General features: G+C 68.9%; 15 protein-coding genes. 9 read left to right on the top strand and 6 right to left on the bottom strand.

The features are described from left to right. The first annotated feature begins 25 nt into the window (after window positions 1–25). Window positions 26–1528, top strand: a complete 1503-nt coding sequence (locus KBC94_RS19165) for a M81 family metallopeptidase (RefSeq protein WP_294373601.1) — start codon at window positions 26–28, stop codon at window positions 1526–1528. A gap of 42 nt (window positions 1529–1570) precedes the next feature. On the opposite strand, the gene KBC94_RS19160 is transcribed toward KBC94_RS19165, so the two are convergent. Then, on the bottom strand, window positions 1571–3028 hold the full coding sequence (locus KBC94_RS19160; protein ID WP_294373599.1) for an amidase: 1458 nt from the start codon (window positions 3026–3028) through the stop codon (window positions 1571–1573). Window positions 3029–3099: 71 nt separating this feature from the next. Between KBC94_RS19160 and KBC94_RS19155 the strand changes: the two genes are divergently transcribed. From KBC94_RS19155 to KBC94_RS19125, 7 genes are all read left to right on the top strand, one after another. Beyond that, window positions 3100–4056, top strand: coding sequence for a LysR substrate-binding domain-containing protein (locus KBC94_RS19155; protein ID WP_294373597.1), 957 nt, complete (start codon window positions 3100–3102; stop codon window positions 4054–4056). Window positions 4057–4376: 320 nt separating this feature from the next. After that, window positions 4377–5273: an amino acid ABC transporter substrate-binding protein gene (locus KBC94_RS19150; protein WP_294373594.1), complete on the top strand. Its 897-nt coding sequence runs from the start codon at window positions 4377–4379 to the stop codon at window positions 5271–5273. Between the two features lie 102 nt (window positions 5274–5375). Next, window positions 5376–6131, top strand: coding sequence for an amino acid ABC transporter permease (locus KBC94_RS19145; protein WP_234193711.1), 756 nt, complete (start codon window positions 5376–5378; stop codon window positions 6129–6131). A gap of 1 nt (window position 6132) precedes the next feature. After that, window positions 6133–6801, top strand: a complete 669-nt coding sequence (locus KBC94_RS19140) for an amino acid ABC transporter permease (protein ID WP_017758519.1) — start codon at window positions 6133–6135, stop codon at window positions 6799–6801. A gap of 24 nt (window positions 6802–6825) precedes the next feature. Continuing rightward, window positions 6826–7563, top strand: a complete 738-nt coding sequence (locus KBC94_RS19135; RefSeq protein ID WP_017758520.1) for an amino acid ABC transporter ATP-binding protein — start codon at window positions 6826–6828, stop codon at window positions 7561–7563. A 221-nt stretch (window positions 7564–7784) separates the two neighbouring features. After that, a complete protein-coding gene (gene rnk, locus KBC94_RS19130) occupies window positions 7785–8231 on the top strand; it encodes a nucleoside diphosphate kinase regulator (protein WP_294373591.1) in 447 nt (148 codons plus the stop codon). Window positions 8232–8390: 159 nt separating this feature from the next. After that, entirely contained in the window at window positions 8391–8774 is a 384-nt protein-coding gene (locus KBC94_RS19125; protein WP_294373589.1) for an HdeA/HdeB family chaperone, read from the top strand. A 6-nt stretch (window positions 8775–8780) separates the two neighbouring features. Here KBC94_RS19125 and KBC94_RS19120 read toward each other — a convergent pair whose 3' ends face one another. Genes KBC94_RS19120 through KBC94_RS19110 form a run of 3 tightly spaced genes read right to left on the bottom strand, consistent with a single transcriptional unit; the run spans window position 8781 to window position 11732 of the window. Beyond that, window positions 8781–9827, bottom strand: coding sequence for a DctP family TRAP transporter solute-binding subunit (locus tag KBC94_RS19120; RefSeq protein WP_294373587.1), 1047 nt, complete (start codon window positions 9825–9827; stop codon window positions 8781–8783). A 43-nt stretch (window positions 9828–9870) separates the two neighbouring features. Beyond that, window positions 9871–11169, bottom strand: a complete 1299-nt coding sequence (locus tag KBC94_RS19115) for a TRAP transporter large permease (RefSeq protein ID WP_294373584.1) — start codon at window positions 11167–11169, stop codon at window positions 9871–9873. Then, complete coding sequence (locus KBC94_RS19110; protein ID WP_294373582.1) at window positions 11166–11732, bottom strand: TRAP transporter small permease; 567 nt, start codon at window positions 11730–11732, stop codon at window positions 11166–11168. Before KBC94_RS19110 ends, KBC94_RS19115 begins: the two co-directional genes overlap by 4 nt. A gap of 141 nt (window positions 11733–11873) precedes the next feature. On the opposite strand from KBC94_RS19110, the gene KBC94_RS19105 reads away from it, so the two are divergent. Beyond that, on the top strand, window positions 11874–12338 hold the full coding sequence (locus tag KBC94_RS19105; protein ID WP_294373579.1) for a metallophosphoesterase family protein: 465 nt from the start codon (window positions 11874–11876) through the stop codon (window positions 12336–12338). 63 nt (window positions 12339–12401) lie between these two features. On the opposite strand, the gene KBC94_RS19100 is transcribed toward KBC94_RS19105, so the two are convergent. Together KBC94_RS19100 and KBC94_RS19095 are read right to left on the bottom strand one after the other, a co-directional pair. After that, the gene (locus tag KBC94_RS19100) at window positions 12402–12938 is read right to left on the bottom strand and encodes an ureidoglycolate lyase (RefSeq protein ID WP_294373576.1); all 537 of its coding nucleotides are present in this window, start codon (window positions 12936–12938) and stop codon (window positions 12402–12404) included. Beyond that, window positions 12935–14206, bottom strand: coding sequence for a Zn-dependent hydrolase (locus KBC94_RS19095; RefSeq protein ID WP_294373573.1), 1272 nt, complete (start codon window positions 14204–14206; stop codon window positions 12935–12937). The genes KBC94_RS19100 and KBC94_RS19095 overlap by 4 nt, the downstream gene beginning before the upstream one ends. Window positions 14207–14224 lie beyond the last annotated feature (18 nt).

Raw genomic sequence — 14224 nt, 5'->3', positions numbered from 1 at the left:
CCCGATTCCCTCGCCGCACTGTCCCATGAACGTCTTCATCGCCGGCTTCCAGCACGAGACCAACACCTTCGCGCCCACCCTGGCCGACTGGGCCGCCTTCGAGGCGGGCTCGGGCTTTCCGGCCTACCGGCGGGGGCCGGTGGTCATCGAGGCCTATCGCGGCAAGGCCATTCCCATCGGCGGCTTCATCGAGGCGGCCGAAGCCCAGGGCTGGACGCTCACCGCCTCGGGCTGGGCCGGCGCCAATCCCTCGGCCCATGTCACGCGCGAGGCCTTCGAGCGCATCGCCGGCGACATCGATGCCGACCTGCGCGCCGCGCTGGCCGGTCCGGGCGTCGATGCGGTCTACCTCGACCTGCACGGCGCCGCCGTCACCCAGCATCTGGACGACCCCGAGGGCGAATTGCTGGCGCGTATCCGTGCCGTGGTGGGCCCGCAGGTGCCCATCGTCGCCAGCCTGGATCTGCATGCCAACGTGACCCAGGCCATGCTCACGGTGGCCGATGCGCTGGTGGCCTACCGCACCTATCCGCATGTGGACATGAAGGACACCGGCGCGCTGGCGGCCATGCTGCTGGCACGTCGCCTGGCCCGCGGCAGCCGCGAGCCGCTGGCCGTGCGCCGGCTCGACTTCCTGCTGCCGCTCAATGCGCAGAGCACCATGACCGCCCCGGCCGACGCCGTCTACGACGAACTGCTGCGCCTGGATGCCACACAGGGCACGGTCCTCAGCTTCGCCATGGGCTTTCCGGCGGCGGACATCGCCGAATGCGGCCCGGTGATCTGGGCCCATGGCGAGCAGGCCCAGGTGGCCGTCGACGCGCTCTTCGCGCGCGTGGACCAGCCGCGCAGCCAATGGCGGCTGGACCTGAAGACGCCCGAAGCCGCGGTGACCGAGGCACTGGCGCTGGCCGCGGACGTCTCGGAACCGGTGGTCATCGCCGATACGCAGGACAACCCTGGCGCCGGGGGCGACAGCAACACCACCGGCATGCTCCATGCGCTGCTGGCCGCGGGCGCAGGCCGGCGCTTTCCGGGGCAGGTGGCGCTGGGCCTGCTGGCCGACCCGGAGGCGGCCGCTGCGGCCCATGCGGCGGGGGAGGGCGCGCAGATCGAGGTGCAGCTCGGCCGGCGCGTGCCCACCTGGGGCGGCCAGTTCAGCGATGAGCCGGTGCGCGCGCGGGCCACGGTGCGTGCGCTGCGGGATGGCCATGTGGTGCTCAAGGGGCCGATGGGCATGGGCGGTGAGGTCCGCCTCGGCCCCAGCGCCTGCCTGGAGGTGGACGGCGTGCTGGTCGGTGTCTGCACGCTCAAGACGCAGATGCTGGACCGCGAGCTCTACCGCTTCCTCGGCATCGCGCCCGAGGCCATGAAGCTGCTGGTCAACAAGAGCTCGGTGCACTTCCGCGCCGACTTCGCGCCCATCGCCAGCCACATCCTGGTGGCCAAGGCGCCGGGCCCCATGGCTGCCGACCCGGCCGACCTGCCGTGGACGAAGCTGCCGGCAGGCATGTCGCCGCGGCCCTGACGCCGCCGCTTCATCGCACGGTCCCCGGGCGTTGCAGGCGCCTCAGCGCGATTCGCGCGGCGTCAGCACAGGCGGCCGCAGCGCCGACCACGGGCAGGCCTGGTCGTAGGCATGGCCCAGCTGCAGGACTGCGAGGTCGGCGTTGACCGGCCCGGCCAGCTGCAGTCCCATCGGCAGGCCTTGCGGCCCGAAGCCCGCGCGCACATTGAGCGTGGGCAGCCCGGCCAGCGTGAAGGGCGTGACGATCTCCATCCAGTGGTGGTAGGTCTGGCTCTTCACGCCGGCCACTTCGCCCGGCCAGTGCAGGTCGGCATCGAAGGGAAAGACCTGCGCCGTCGGCGCCACCACGGCATCGAAGCGCTCGAAGAGCCGCACGAAGGCGCGGTAGACATTCGAGCGCCAGATCGAGGCCTGGTAGAGCGAGGCGGCGTCGAGGTGGCGGGCCTGTTCGATCTCCCACAGCGCCTCCGGCTTGATGCGCGCATGGTTGCGCGGGTCGGCCGCCAGCGCGCCCAGCTTGCCGCCCACCAGCAGCTGGCGCAGGCGCAACCAGGCCTGCCAGTTCTGCTCGCGGGGCACATCGAGCTGGCAGGCCTCGACCTCGCAGCCCAGCGTGCGGAACACGGGCAGCGCCTGCTCGCAGGTGGCCATCACGGCCGGGTCCACCGGCAGCTCGGGCCAGAGGCTGCCCAGCCAGCCGATGCGCCGGCCCTTCACCTCGGTGCGCAGGTCGAGCGCATCGGCATCCGGCAGCGCCTGCGGCAGCGAGAGCGGCACGCGCGCATCGACGCCCGCCTGCACGCACAGCAGGCGGGCGGCATCCTCCACCGTTCGCGCCATGGGGCCTTCGGTGCCCAGCTGCTGGAAGAACAGGTCCTCGTCCGGCGAGCCCGGCACGCGTCCGCGCGACGGCCGGAAGCCGATGACGTTGTTGAAGGCCGCGGGGTTGCGCAGCGAGCCCATCATGTCGCTGCCGTCGGCCACCGGCAGCATGCCCAGTGCCAGCGCCACCGCCGCACCGCCGCTGCTGCCACCGGCGGACTTGCCGTCGTCCCAGGCATTGCGGGTGGTGCCGAAGACGGTGTTGTAGGTGTGCGAGCCCAGGCCGAACTCGGGCGTGTTGCTCTTGCCGATGACGATGGCGCCTGCGGCCCGGGCACGGGCCACGTGCAGGCTGTCCTGCCTCGCCGGGCTCTTCGGTGCCAGCGGCGAGCCCATGGAGGTGGGCAGGCCCGCGGCGTGGCTCAGGTCCTTCACGGCCAGTGGAAAGCCGTGCATCCAGCCCAGGCGCTCGCCGCGCGCGAGCTGGGCATCGCGGGCATCGGCCTCGGCCAGCACGGCGTCGGCATCGCGCAGCGAGACCAGGGCGTTGAAGCGCGCGTTGAGCGCGTCGATGCGCGCCAGCGTGGCCTGCATCAACTCGCGGCACGAGAGGCTGCGGTCGGCGATGCGGCGCGACAGGGTGGTGGCATCGAGGTCGAGGAGGTCGGAGGCGGTCATGGGCAGGTGGACAGGAAATGCGGGACAGGCAGGCCGGGCCTGGAGCGTACCCAGGACCATAATCGCGCGCCATGGAAACCAAATGGCTCGAGGACTTCGTGAGCCTCGCCGAGACCCGCAGCTTCAGCCGCTCGGCCCAGTTGCGGCACGTGACCCAGCCGGCCTTCTCGCGCCGCATCCAGGCCCTCGAGAGCTGGGCCGGCACTGACCTGGTGGACCGCAGCAGCTATCCCACGCGGCTCACGGCCGCCGGCCAGACCCTCTACACCCAGGCGCTGGAGATCCTGCAGTCGCTGCAGAGCACCCGGGCCATGCTGCGCGGCCATTCGGCCGTGGCGCAGGACGTGATCGAGTTCGCCGTGCCGCACACGCTGGCCTTCACCTTCTTCCCGAGCTGGGTCACGCGGCTGCGGCAGGAGTTCGGTCCGCTCAAGAGCCGGCTGATCGCCCTGAACGTGCACGACGCCATGATGCGGCTGGTGGAAGGCAACTGCGACCTGCTGATCGCCTATCAGCATCCCTCCCAGCCGCTGCAGCTGGACACCCACCGCTACGAAATGGTCCACCTCGGCGAAGAGGTGGTCGCACCGTGGGTGAGGCCCGACGCGGAAGGCCAGCCGCGCCACCGCCTGCCGGGGCAGCCCGGCTGGCCGCTGCCCTACCTGGGCTATGCACCGGGCGCCTACCTGGGCGGCGTGGTCGACCAACTGCTCAAGTCGTCCTCCGTGCCCATCCACCTGGACCGCGTCTACGAGACCGACATGGCCGAGGGCCTGAAGGTCATGGCCCTCGAAGGCCATGGCATCGCCTTCCTGCCGCAGAGCGCCGTGCGCAACGAGGTGCGCTCGCGCAAGCTGGTCAGCGCCAACGGACCGGACATGGCGCCGCTGGAGGCCACGATGGAGATCCGTGCCTACCGCGAGCGCCCGGCGGCCCCGGCCCGCGGCGGCGACGGCGGCTCCACGCCCAAGCGCGCGGCCGATCTGCTCTGGGCCTACCTGACCAACGCGCAACCGGCCGCCGATTGACCGGTCCGGCGCCTTCCCGCGCGCTGCGCAGCGCATCTGTCCCCGCCTTCAGCGCGGGGGTCGCTGCGAGCCATGCATTTGCGATGCCGTGTATGCATGCCTCCATCCCTGATGCACATGGGCCTGCCACAGCTTGGGCATGGAGACTGCTAACCCTTGCAAAGCCCTGACACAGAGGGCGCACGCCTCACTTTGTGGTGCGCAGCGCGCTGTTTTAATGCCCAATGTTGGTGGGTTCTGCACCCTCTTGGTTCGGGTTATCCCGAAAAAGGTGTGTGTCTAGAATTTCGCCCGTCCCCGACCCCTCCCAAGGAACATTCATGAAGAAGCAACTCACGCTCATCGCCATCGCGGCGCTCGCCACCAGCGCAGCGTTCGCGCAGGCCACCGACACCCTGGCCAAGATCAAGGAGCGCGGCGCGGTCAACCTCGGCGTGCGCGATTCGTCCGGCCTGGCCTTCACGCTGGGCGGCGGCAAGTACGTCGGCTTCCACACCGAAATGGCCGAGAACATCATCAAGGACATCGGCAAGGACCTGGGCAAGCCCCTGACCATCAACTACCAGGTCATCACCTCGCAGAACCGCGTGCCGCTGGTGCAGAACGGCACCATCGACTTCGAGTGCGGCTCCACCACCAACAACACCGCGCGTCAGAAGGACGTCGACTTCGCCTACACGACCTACGTGGAAGAAGTCCGCATCCTGACCAAGGCCGACTCCGGCATCAACGGCATCGCCGACCTGAAGGGCAAGACCGTCGCCACCACCACGGGCACGACCTCGGTCCAGACGCTGCGCAAGAACAAGCGCGCCGAAGGCATCGACTTCAAGGAAGTCATGGGCAAGGACCACGCCGACAGCTTCCTGCTGCTCGAGTCGGGCCGCGCCGACGCCTTCGTGATGGACGGCTCCATCCTGGCCGCCAACGCCGCCAAGTCGAAGAACCCGAAGGACTTCAAGCTCGTCGGCGAAGTGCTGTCGGTCGAGCCGATCGCCTGCATGCTGCCCAAGGGCGATGCCAAGCTGAAGAAGGCTGTCGACGACAGCATCGTCCGCCAGATCAAGGATGGCTCGCTGGCCAAGCTGTACGACAAGTGGTTCATGCAGCCGATCCCGCCGAACAACGTCAACCTGAACATGCCCGCGTCGCAGAGCACCAAGGACGCCTGGGCCAACCCGAACGACAAGCCGATGGAAGCCTACGCCAACAAGTAAGGTCTCTGTCGACCTCAATAGCCAAGCCCGCGCGGCACGCCTGCCGACGCGGGCTTTTCGATGGAATGAGCGCGGGGCCTGACCCGCGGAGGAGGATGGATGCTGAGCCTGGATATGTCGGTTTTCTGCCAGGACACGCTCACCAATGAGGCGGTCGCCAGCTGTTTTGCACACGGGCGCGACCAGACCTATCTGCAGTGGATGCTCAATGCCTGGGGCTGGACCGTGAGCGTCGCGCTCGCGGCCCTGCTGCTGGCGCTGGTGGTCGGCTCGATCATCGGCACCTTGCGTACCCTGCCGGACAGTCCCTGGCTGGTGCGCTTCGGCAATGCGTGGGTGGAGCTGTTCCGCAACATCCCGCTGCTGGTGCAGGTGTTCATCTGGTACTTCGTGCTGCCCAAGATGATTCCGGCGATGCGTGACCTGCCGCCGCTGGTGCTGGTGGTGTGCGCCCTCGGTTTCTTCACCTCGGCGCGGATCGCCGAGCAATTGCGCTCGGGCATCCAGGCGCTGCCGCGCGGTCAGCGCTACGCGGGCATGGCGGTGGGCTTCACCACCTTCCAGTACTACCGCTTCGTGCTGCTGCCGATGGCCTACCGGATCATCATGCCGCCGCTGACCAGCGAGTCGATGAACATCTTCAAGAACTCCTCCGTCGCCTTCGCGGTGTCGATCCCCGAGCTCACGCAGTTCTACCTGCAGGCCGGCGAGGAAACCTCGGCCCAGATCCCGATCTACGTCGGGGTCGTCATCCTCTATGTCATCAGCGCCATGCTGATCAACCGCATCATGACCTTCATCGAGCGCAGGATCCGCGTGCCGGGCTTCGTGGCCGCGGGCGGGACGGGAGGCCACTGACATGTTGGGCCTCGACTTTTCCTTCTACAGCTGGAACCTCATCAGCACCTATGTGCTGAAGGGCCTGTACTTCAGCGTGATGCTCACCGTGGTCGCCACGCTGGGCGGCATCTTCTTCGGCACGCTGCTGGCGCTCATGCGGCTGTCGGGCAAGAAGTGGCTGGACTTCCCGGCGGCGGTGTACGTCAACGGCATGCGTTCGGTGCCGCTGGTGATGGTGATCCTGGGCTTCTTCCTGCTGGTGCCTTTCGTCATCGGCCGGCCCATCGGTGCCGAGACCTCGGCCATCGTCACCTTCATCTGCTTCGAGGCCGCCTACTTCTCGGAGATCATGCGCGCCGGCATCCAGTCGATCCCGCGCGGCCAGGTGTTCGCGGGCATGGCGGTGGGCATGACCTACAAGCAGAACATGACACTGGTGATCCTGCCGCAGGCCTTCCGCAACATGCTGCCGGTGCTGTTGACGCAGACCATCATCCTGTTCCAGGACACCTCGCTGGTCTATGCCATCGGCGCCTACGACCTGCTCAAGGGCTTCGAGACGGCAGGCAAGAACTTCGGCCGTCCCGAGGAGGCCTACCTGCTGGCCGCCGTCGTCTATTTCGTCCTCTGCTATTCGCTGTCCTACATGGTCAAGCGACTGCACAAGAAAATCGCCATCATCCGATGAAGGGTTCAAGCCATGGCTGAAAAAATGATCGAAATCAAGAACGTCTCGAAGTGGTACGGCCCCGTCCAGGTGCTGCACGACTGCTCGGTGAGCATCGACAAGGGCGATGTGGTGGTGGTGTGCGGCCCGTCGGGCTCGGGCAAGTCCACGCTGATCAAGACGGTGAACGCGCTGGAGCCGATCCAGAAGGGCGAGATCGTCGTCAACGGCATCAAGGTCAACGACCCCAAGACCAACCTGCCCAAGCTGCGCTCCAAGGTGGGCATGGTGTTCCAGCACTTCGAGCTGTTCCCGCACCTGTCGGTGACCGAGAACCTCACCATCGCGCAGATGAAGGTGCTGGGCCGCAGTGCGGACGAGGCCAAGACCCGCGGCCTCAAGATGCTCGACCGCGTGGGCCTGATGGCGCACAAGGACAAGTTCCCCGGCCAGCTCTCCGGTGGTCAGCAGCAGCGCGTGGCCATCGCCCGCGCCCTGTCGATGGACCCCATCGTCATGCTCTTCGACGAGCCCACCTCGGCGCTGGACCCCGAGATGGTCGGCGAGGTGCTGGACGTGATGGTGAGCCTGGCCAAGGAAGGCATGACCATGATGTGCGTGACCCATGAGATGGGCTTCGCGCGCAAGGTGGCCAGCCGCGTGATCTTCATCGACGTGGGCGGCCGCATCCTGGAAGACTGCTCCAAGGAAGAGTTCTTCGGCCATCCGGAGAACCGCCAGCCGCGCACCAAGGACTTCCTCAACAAGATCCTGCAGCACTGAGTCCCGTCTGCGATCGCACCGACCGGCCACGCATGTTCCGCTTCTGCCCCTTCGCTGCGCACCGCCCCGTCTTGCGGGCGTGCACGCGCGTGGGCGTCCAGCGGCGCCTGCGCGGCCAGTGCCTGGCCGCACCCTCCTGAGCCCGGCGAGCACGCATCCATCCTCCTCGCCAATCGCATCGCCGGGCTTGCACCCGGCGATTGTTTTTCAGGAGTCGTGCGATGTCTTTTTCTTCTTCCTCTTCTTCCCCGACCACGTCCTCGTCCGCCACGGCCGCGCCGGTGCGTGTGCTGACCGAGCTGGACCATGTGCGTCTCGGCAAATGGCTGCAGGCCCCGTCCGCGGCGGCCGATGCGCTGCAGGATGTGCTCGACAGCGCCGAGCTGGTGCCTTCCGCACAGGTGGCGCCCGACGTGGTGACGATGCGCTCGCGCCTGCGTGTGGCCGAGGCCGGCGCGTCCACCGCCCGCGAGATCGCGCTGGTCTATCCTGACGAGGCCGATGCGGGCCAGGGCCGCATCTCCGTGCTGTCGCCCGTGGGCATCGCCTTGCTGGGCCTGCGGGCGGGTCAGGAGGCACGCTGGCGTGCTCCCGACGGGCGCGCGGCCGTGCTGCAGGTGGAGGCCATCACCTTTCAGCCCGAGGCCAGCGGCGAGTTGCTGCGCTGACCGGGCCTGTGCCTGTTTAAGAACCTTCTAAGCGCCCATTCCTAGGATGAACCCATCGCCCTCCGACACCTGCGGTGTCCGGGCGATAGGCCGTGGACGTGGCCGGTCCGTGGTGACCGGCCATGCCCTCACCCATGTTCTTGCCCCAGGAGTGTCCCCATGAAAGTTCTCGCAGCCCTCTCCGTCCTGACCTTGTCGACCCTGGCCGCCTCGGCCGCGATGGCACAGACGCCGCCGCCTGCCCCGGCTGCTCCCGCTCCGGTGCAAGCCACGGCCACCGCCAAGCCCATCGTCAAGATGCGCTGCTCCGACTACGTGGCGCTCGACGAGACCGTGAAGCCCAAGTTCATCTACTACGCCGTGGGCCACGGCACGCACGGCAAGAAGGACGCGGTGTTCGACGAGGTGGCGGTCGAGAAGATCAAGCCGCAGCTCGACGAGTTCTGCAAGATCAACCTCACCAAGTCGGCCTATAGGCAGGTGATGGCCAGCAGCATGGCCTCCGACCCCGTGCATGGGGCCGGGATGCAAAAGGCCAAGTAAGCCGCCTTACTTCTGCCGCGCCGCGATGGCCTTCTCGGCCTTGTCGACCAGGCCGGCGCCGATGGTGCCCTTCCACTTGGCGTAGACCGGCCGCGTGGCCTTCACGAAGGCGTCCCGCTCGGCCGGCGTGAGCTGGGTCACCGTCACGCCCATGCCGGCGATCTCCTTGAGCAGCGGCTTGTCGGCTTCGGTCAGGCCCTTGCGGGCCAGGGCGATTTCCTGCTTGCCCGCATCGATGGCGGCCTGACGCACGATGGCCTGGTCGGCGGGCGTCCAGCTGGCCCAGATCTCCTTGTTGACCACGAAGATCAGCGGGTCGGCCACGTAGCCCCAGGTGGTCACGTACTTCTGGCCCACGGTGTGCATCTTCAGCACGGTGAACAGGAACAGCGGGTTCTCCTGCCCGTCCACCGCGCCGCTGGCCAGCGCCGGCTGTGCATCGGCCCAGCTCATCTGCGTGGGGTTGGCACCCAGGGCGCTGAAGGTGTCGGAATAGATGGGCGAGCCCACCACGCGCAGCTTCATGCCCTTGAGGTCTTCGGGCGTCTTGATGGGGCGCTTGGAATTGGTCACCTCGCGGAAGCCGTTCTCGCCCCAGGCCAGCGGCACGACGCCTGCCTTGTCCAGGCGCGCGAAGATGTCCTTGCCCACCTCGCCCTGCGTCAGCGCGTCGATGGCGGCGTAGTCGGGCATCAGGAAGGGCATGGAGAAGAGGTTGAGCTCCTTCACCTGCGGCGACCAGTTGATGGTCGAGCCCACCGCCATGTCGATCACGCCCTGGCGCAGCGCGCTGAATTCGCGCGTCTGGTCGCCCTGGATCAGCGAGACGCCGGGATAGAGCTTGATGTTGATGCGGCCCTGCGTGCGCTCCTTGACCATGTCGGCCCAGAGCTTGCCGGCCATGCCCCAGGGCGTGGGCGGGCCCAGCACCAGGGACATCTTGTATTCGGCCTTGTAGGCCGACTGCGCGGCGGCGCCGGTCGAGAAGGTGGCGAGGGCCACGGCGGCGGCGGCCAGGCCGATGAGGCTGCGGCGGAAGGTGGATGGGGTCATGCTTCGTCTCCTTTGGGTTGTCTTGTCGGGGGCTCCGGCGTCGTCAGTAGCCCAGGTAGCGCGGCAGCCACAGCGCCAGCTGCGGCCAGATGATCACGGCCACCATCACCAGGAACATGGCGAACAGCATCCAGCCCACCCAGCGCACGGTGGACTCCATGCGCACGCCGGCGATGCGGCAGGACACCATCAGGTTCACCGCCAGCGGCGGCGTGAACTGGCCCAGCGCCACCTTGAGCGTGAGCAGCACGCCGAACCACACCGGGTCCCAGTTGTAGTGCTGCACGATGGGCCACAGCAGCGGAACGAAGATCAGGAAGATCGACACGCCGTCCAGGAACATGCCCACCGTGATCAGCATGAGGATGACCAGCGACAGCACGCCGTATTCGCCCAGGCCCGAATTGACGATGGCCTTGGCCACCGGGTCGATCACACCCAGCGTGGAAAGCGAATAGGCAAAGATGCCCGCCAGCGACACCACGATCAGGATCACCGCCGACAGCTCGCCCGATTCGCGCAGGATCGGGAACAGGTCGCGGACCTTGATGGTGCGATGGATCGCCATGCCCACGAAGAGGCCGTAGAACACGGCCACCACCGCCGCCTCGGTGGGCGTGAACCAGCCGGCGCGCATGCCGCCCAGGATCAGCACCGGCGCCGCCAGGCCCCACACCGCCTCGCGCAGGCTCTGCCAGAAGGGCGGGCGGGGCAGCGTGGCCTCCAGCGCACCCATCTTGTGGCGGCGGGCCATCCACACCGCCGGCACGATCAGCGCCAGCCCGGCGAGGATGCCCGGCACCATGCCGGCCGCGAACAGCGCCGGCACCGAGGCGCCCGGCACCAGCACCGAATACACGATGAAAGCCACCGAGGGTGGGATCAGGATGTCGGTGGCGGCCGCCGCGCCGACCACGCTGGCCGAGTAGGCCGCCGGGTAGCCGGCGCGCGACATGGCCGCGATCATCACCGCGCCCACGGCGGCGGCATTGGCCGGGCCCGAGCCCGAGATGCCGCCCAGGAACATGGCCACCACGATGGCCACCAGCGGCAGCATGCCGGGCCCGCGGCCCACGATGGCGATGGCGAAGTTCACCAGCCGCAGTGCGACGCCCGAGCGGTCGAAGATGGAGCCCACCAGCACGAACATCGGAATGGCCAGCAGCGGGTACTTGCCCAGGCCCGCATAGAAGTTCTGCGGCACGGCCAGCAGGCCGAACCACTGCGCATCGGCATTGGCCAGCGCGATGCAGGCCGCGCCGGCCAGGCCCAGCGCCGCGCCGATCGGCACGCCGATCAGCATCATGGCCACGAAGCCGACGAAGAGCAGGGTGGCGATCATGCGTCGCTCCCTTCACCGCCATCGGCGGGGCGCCGGCCGCGGCGGATGAACAGGCCCACGGCACGCAGGCCGATGCCGGTGCACACGATGGGCAGCCAGATCGAGTACCACCACTGCGGCACGCCGATGCCGGGCGAGGTCTCCTCGAAGCGCCAGTCGTCCCACACCACGCGCACCGACAGCGCCGCGATCAGGAAGAACAGCAGTGCCACCATGGCCGCGCCGAACTGCGCGAGGCGCCGACGGCGGTTCAGGGAGCCGGCCTCGCTGAAGTATTCGATGCGGATGTGCCGGTCGCGCGCCACGGCGGCGCAGCCGCCCACCATGGCCAGCAGGATCATCAGGAAGACCGAGAACTCCTCCGTCCAGGCGAAGGAGGTGTCGGTGAAATAACGCACCAGCACGTTGGCGAAGGTGATGCAGGCCAAGAGGCCCATGATGACGACGGTGGCCCAGTCCTCGATGGCCAGCGGCACCTTCACGGGCTCGTCGGCGGCGGCGATGTCGGGGGGGAGGGGGCTGGCAGCGTCCAGCTGGGCGCCGGGCTCGGGGGCGGAGGACATGGGAGGCGGGGGCGGCCGGGCCTTGCGCGCGCCGCACCGGGGAGGAAAACGACGTCGGATCGTAGGGGGCGACGTCCCTTGAGCGCATGGGGGCTTTCCATGAACGGCACGGGCGACACGCACATTGGCGACAGTCGGGCCATGCCCCGCATCGCCCTCATCTCCGACACCCACAACCTGCTGCGTCCCGAGACGCTCGAATGGCTGCATGGCAGCGACGCCATCGTGCATGCCGGCGACATCTGCGGCGCCGAGGTGCTGCAGACGCTGGACGCCATCGCGCCCACGCTGGCCGTGCGCGGCAACAACGACATCGGCCCCTGGGCCGAGGCGCTCCCCAAGCGGCTGGACTGCGAGCTGCACGGCGTGCGGCTGTGCGTGGTGCACGACATCGCCGACCTGGTGGCCGAGCCGCCGGCCCTCGGCACGCAGGTGGTGGTCACCGGCCATTCGCACCGACCGCACGTGGAAATGCGGGGAGCAGTGCTCTACGTGAACCCGGGCAGCGCCGGGCCGCGGCGCTTCAAGCTGCCGGTGTCGGCGGCCGAACTGCAGGTGCGCGAGGGCCGGGTGCAGGCGCGGGTGAAGATGCTGTTGGAGGTGTGACGGTCTTGTGCTCCCTCTCCCCCTGCGGGAGAGGGGCTCTGGCACCCGGTCTGGGGTCGTGGCTCAGGCGGGCTGCTGATGCAGCAGCGCGGGGGTGGCCAGCATATGCACCTCGCAATCCACCTGCGCCGCGGCGCGCTCGATGACGGCGAAGTCGCCGGCATCCACGGCCAGCAGGGCGTGGTGCCAGGTGCCCGGCGCCAGCGTCACGCCCTGGCGCCCATCGGTGAGGAATGCGGCGAGGTCGGCGGGCCCCGGTGCGTCGCCTGCACGCGCCACCACCACGATGAAGCGCAGCACGCCCAGGGGGATGAAGGTCTGGCTGCCGAGGCCGTGGCGCTCCATCTCGGTCACGCTGTGCGGAAAGCCCCGGGCCTGGGCCCGGAAGAGCGCCAGCGTCGCGCGTCCGCCGGCGGCGCCCAGTTGCAGATCGTCCACCACGTCGAAGCGCTCGGTGGTCCCGTTGTTGATGAGACGGCCGTGGCCCTGCGCTGGCGCTTCGATCACCGTGCCATAGGGCGCGAAGTCCTCGGCGCTGAGCGGCCGTGGCCGCAGGGGGGCGCCCTGCGCAGACGAGGCCGAGGGCGAAAGCGGCTTCACCCTGTGGCGACACCCGCCTGGGCCAGCATGGCATGCAGCAGCACGTTGCAGCCGGCGGCCAGGTGCTCGGGGTTTGCATCCTCGATCTCGTTGTGCGAGATGCCGTCCTTGCAGGGCACGAAGATCATCGCGGCCGGCGCGACCCGCGCGACGTAGACCGCGTCGTGCCCGGCGCCGCTGACGATGTCCTGGTGCGGCAGGCCGGCGCGTTCGGCGCCCTCGCGCACGGCGGCCACCAGTTGGGGCGTGAACTGCACGGGCGGGAAGTACACCGTCTGCTCCACCGACACGCTCACGCGGCCTTCGGCCTGCAGCGCGGCGCAGGCGGCGCGCAGGCGCGCGTCCATGCGGGCGAGGCCCTCGTCGTCGCCATGGCGCAGGTCCACGGTGAAGGTCACGCGGCCCGGGATGACGTTGCGCGAGTTGGGATGCACCTGCACATAGCCGACAGTGCCGCGGCCGTGCGGCTGCTCGTCCATGGCGATGGCGACCACCTCCTGCATCAGGCCGGTGGCGGCCTGCAGCGCGTCGCGGCGCAGGCGCATGGGCGTGGGACCGGCATGCGCCTCCTGGCCGGTCACGATCACGTCGTACCAGCGTTGGCCCAGGGCGCCGGTGACCACACCGAGCGGCACGGCGGCGTCTTCGAGCACCGGGCCCTGCTCGATGTGGGCCTCGAAGTAGGCGCCGAAGCGCGGCGCGCCTGCGCTCACGGCGGCGGGCTCGCTGCCGGCGAAACCCGAGGCCGCCAGGGCTTCTGCCACCGAGATGCCCTCGCGGTCCCGCGCGGCCAGCGCATGGTCGAGCGTGAAGGCATCGGCGTACACGCCCGAGCCCATCATCACCGGCACGAAGCGCGAGCCTTCCTCGTTGGTCCACACGCAGACCTCCAGCGGCGCGACGGTGCGGATGCCCGCGTCATCGAGCGTGCGCAGCACCTCCAGGCCCGCCAGCACGCCGTAGTTGCCGTCGAACTTGCCGCCCGTGGGCTGGGTGTCGATGTGGCTGCCGGTGGCGACGGCGGGGCGCGTGGGATCGCTGCCCTCGCGGCGCACGAAGAGGTTGCCGATGGCATCGACGCGCACGCTGCAGCCCAGCTCCTGCGCCCAGCGCAGGAAGAGCTGGCGGCCCTGGCGGTCCAGGTCAGTCAGGGCCAGGCGGCAGACGCCGCCCTTGTCGGTGGCGCCGATGCGCGCCAGCGTCATCAGCGATTGCCAGAGGCGCTCGCCGTCGATGGCGAGCGGGCGGTTGGGGGTGGCGGTGGTCATGGTCGTGCGGGGTATCGG

It is taken from the genome of Pseudacidovorax sp. (assembly GCF_017991995.1).
Taxonomy (GTDB): domain Bacteria; phylum Pseudomonadota; class Gammaproteobacteria; order Burkholderiales; family Burkholderiaceae_C; genus Xenophilus.
The sequence above is the reverse complement of the archived record's forward strand: the minus strand, read 5'-3'. Positions and strand labels throughout refer to the sequence as shown.

Bases quoted from the DNA above. Each gene is read 5' to 3' on its own strand.
- KBC94_RS19125 (WP_294373589.1), top strand. From the start codon at position 8,391: ATGAAAGTTCTCGCAGCCCTCTCCGTCCTGACCTTGTCGACCCTGGCC.
- KBC94_RS19110 (WP_294373582.1), bottom strand. From the start codon at position 11,732: ATGTCCTCCGCCCCCGAGCCCGGCGCCCAGCTGGACGCTGCCAGCCCC.
- rnk (WP_294373591.1), top strand. From the start codon at position 7,785: ATGTCTTTTTCTTCTTCCTCTTCTTCCCCGACCACGTCCTCGTCCGCC.
- KBC94_RS19120 (WP_294373587.1), bottom strand. From the start codon at position 9,827: ATGACCCCATCCACCTTCCGCCGCAGCCTCATCGGCCTGGCCGCCGCC.
- KBC94_RS19115 (WP_294373584.1), bottom strand. From the start codon at position 11,169: ATGATCGCCACCCTGCTCTTCGTCGGCTTCGTGGCCATGATGCTGATC.
- KBC94_RS19140 (WP_017758519.1), top strand. From the start codon at position 6,133: ATGTTGGGCCTCGACTTTTCCTTCTACAGCTGGAACCTCATCAGCACC.
- KBC94_RS19160 (WP_294373599.1), bottom strand. From the start codon at position 3,028: ATGACCGCCTCCGACCTCCTCGACCTCGATGCCACCACCCTGTCGCGC.
- KBC94_RS19095 (WP_294373573.1), bottom strand. From the start codon at position 14,206: ATGACCACCGCCACCCCCAACCGCCCGCTCGCCATCGACGGCGAGCGC.
- KBC94_RS19155 (WP_294373597.1), top strand. From the start codon at position 3,100: ATGGAAACCAAATGGCTCGAGGACTTCGTGAGCCTCGCCGAGACCCGC.
- KBC94_RS19135 (WP_017758520.1), top strand. From the start codon at position 6,826: ATGATCGAAATCAAGAACGTCTCGAAGTGGTACGGCCCCGTCCAGGTG.
- KBC94_RS19105 (WP_294373579.1), top strand. From the start codon at position 11,874: ATGCCCCGCATCGCCCTCATCTCCGACACCCACAACCTGCTGCGTCCC.
- KBC94_RS19150 (WP_294373594.1), top strand. From the start codon at position 4,377: ATGAAGAAGCAACTCACGCTCATCGCCATCGCGGCGCTCGCCACCAGC.
- KBC94_RS19165 (WP_294373601.1), top strand. From the start codon at position 26: ATGAACGTCTTCATCGCCGGCTTCCAGCACGAGACCAACACCTTCGCG.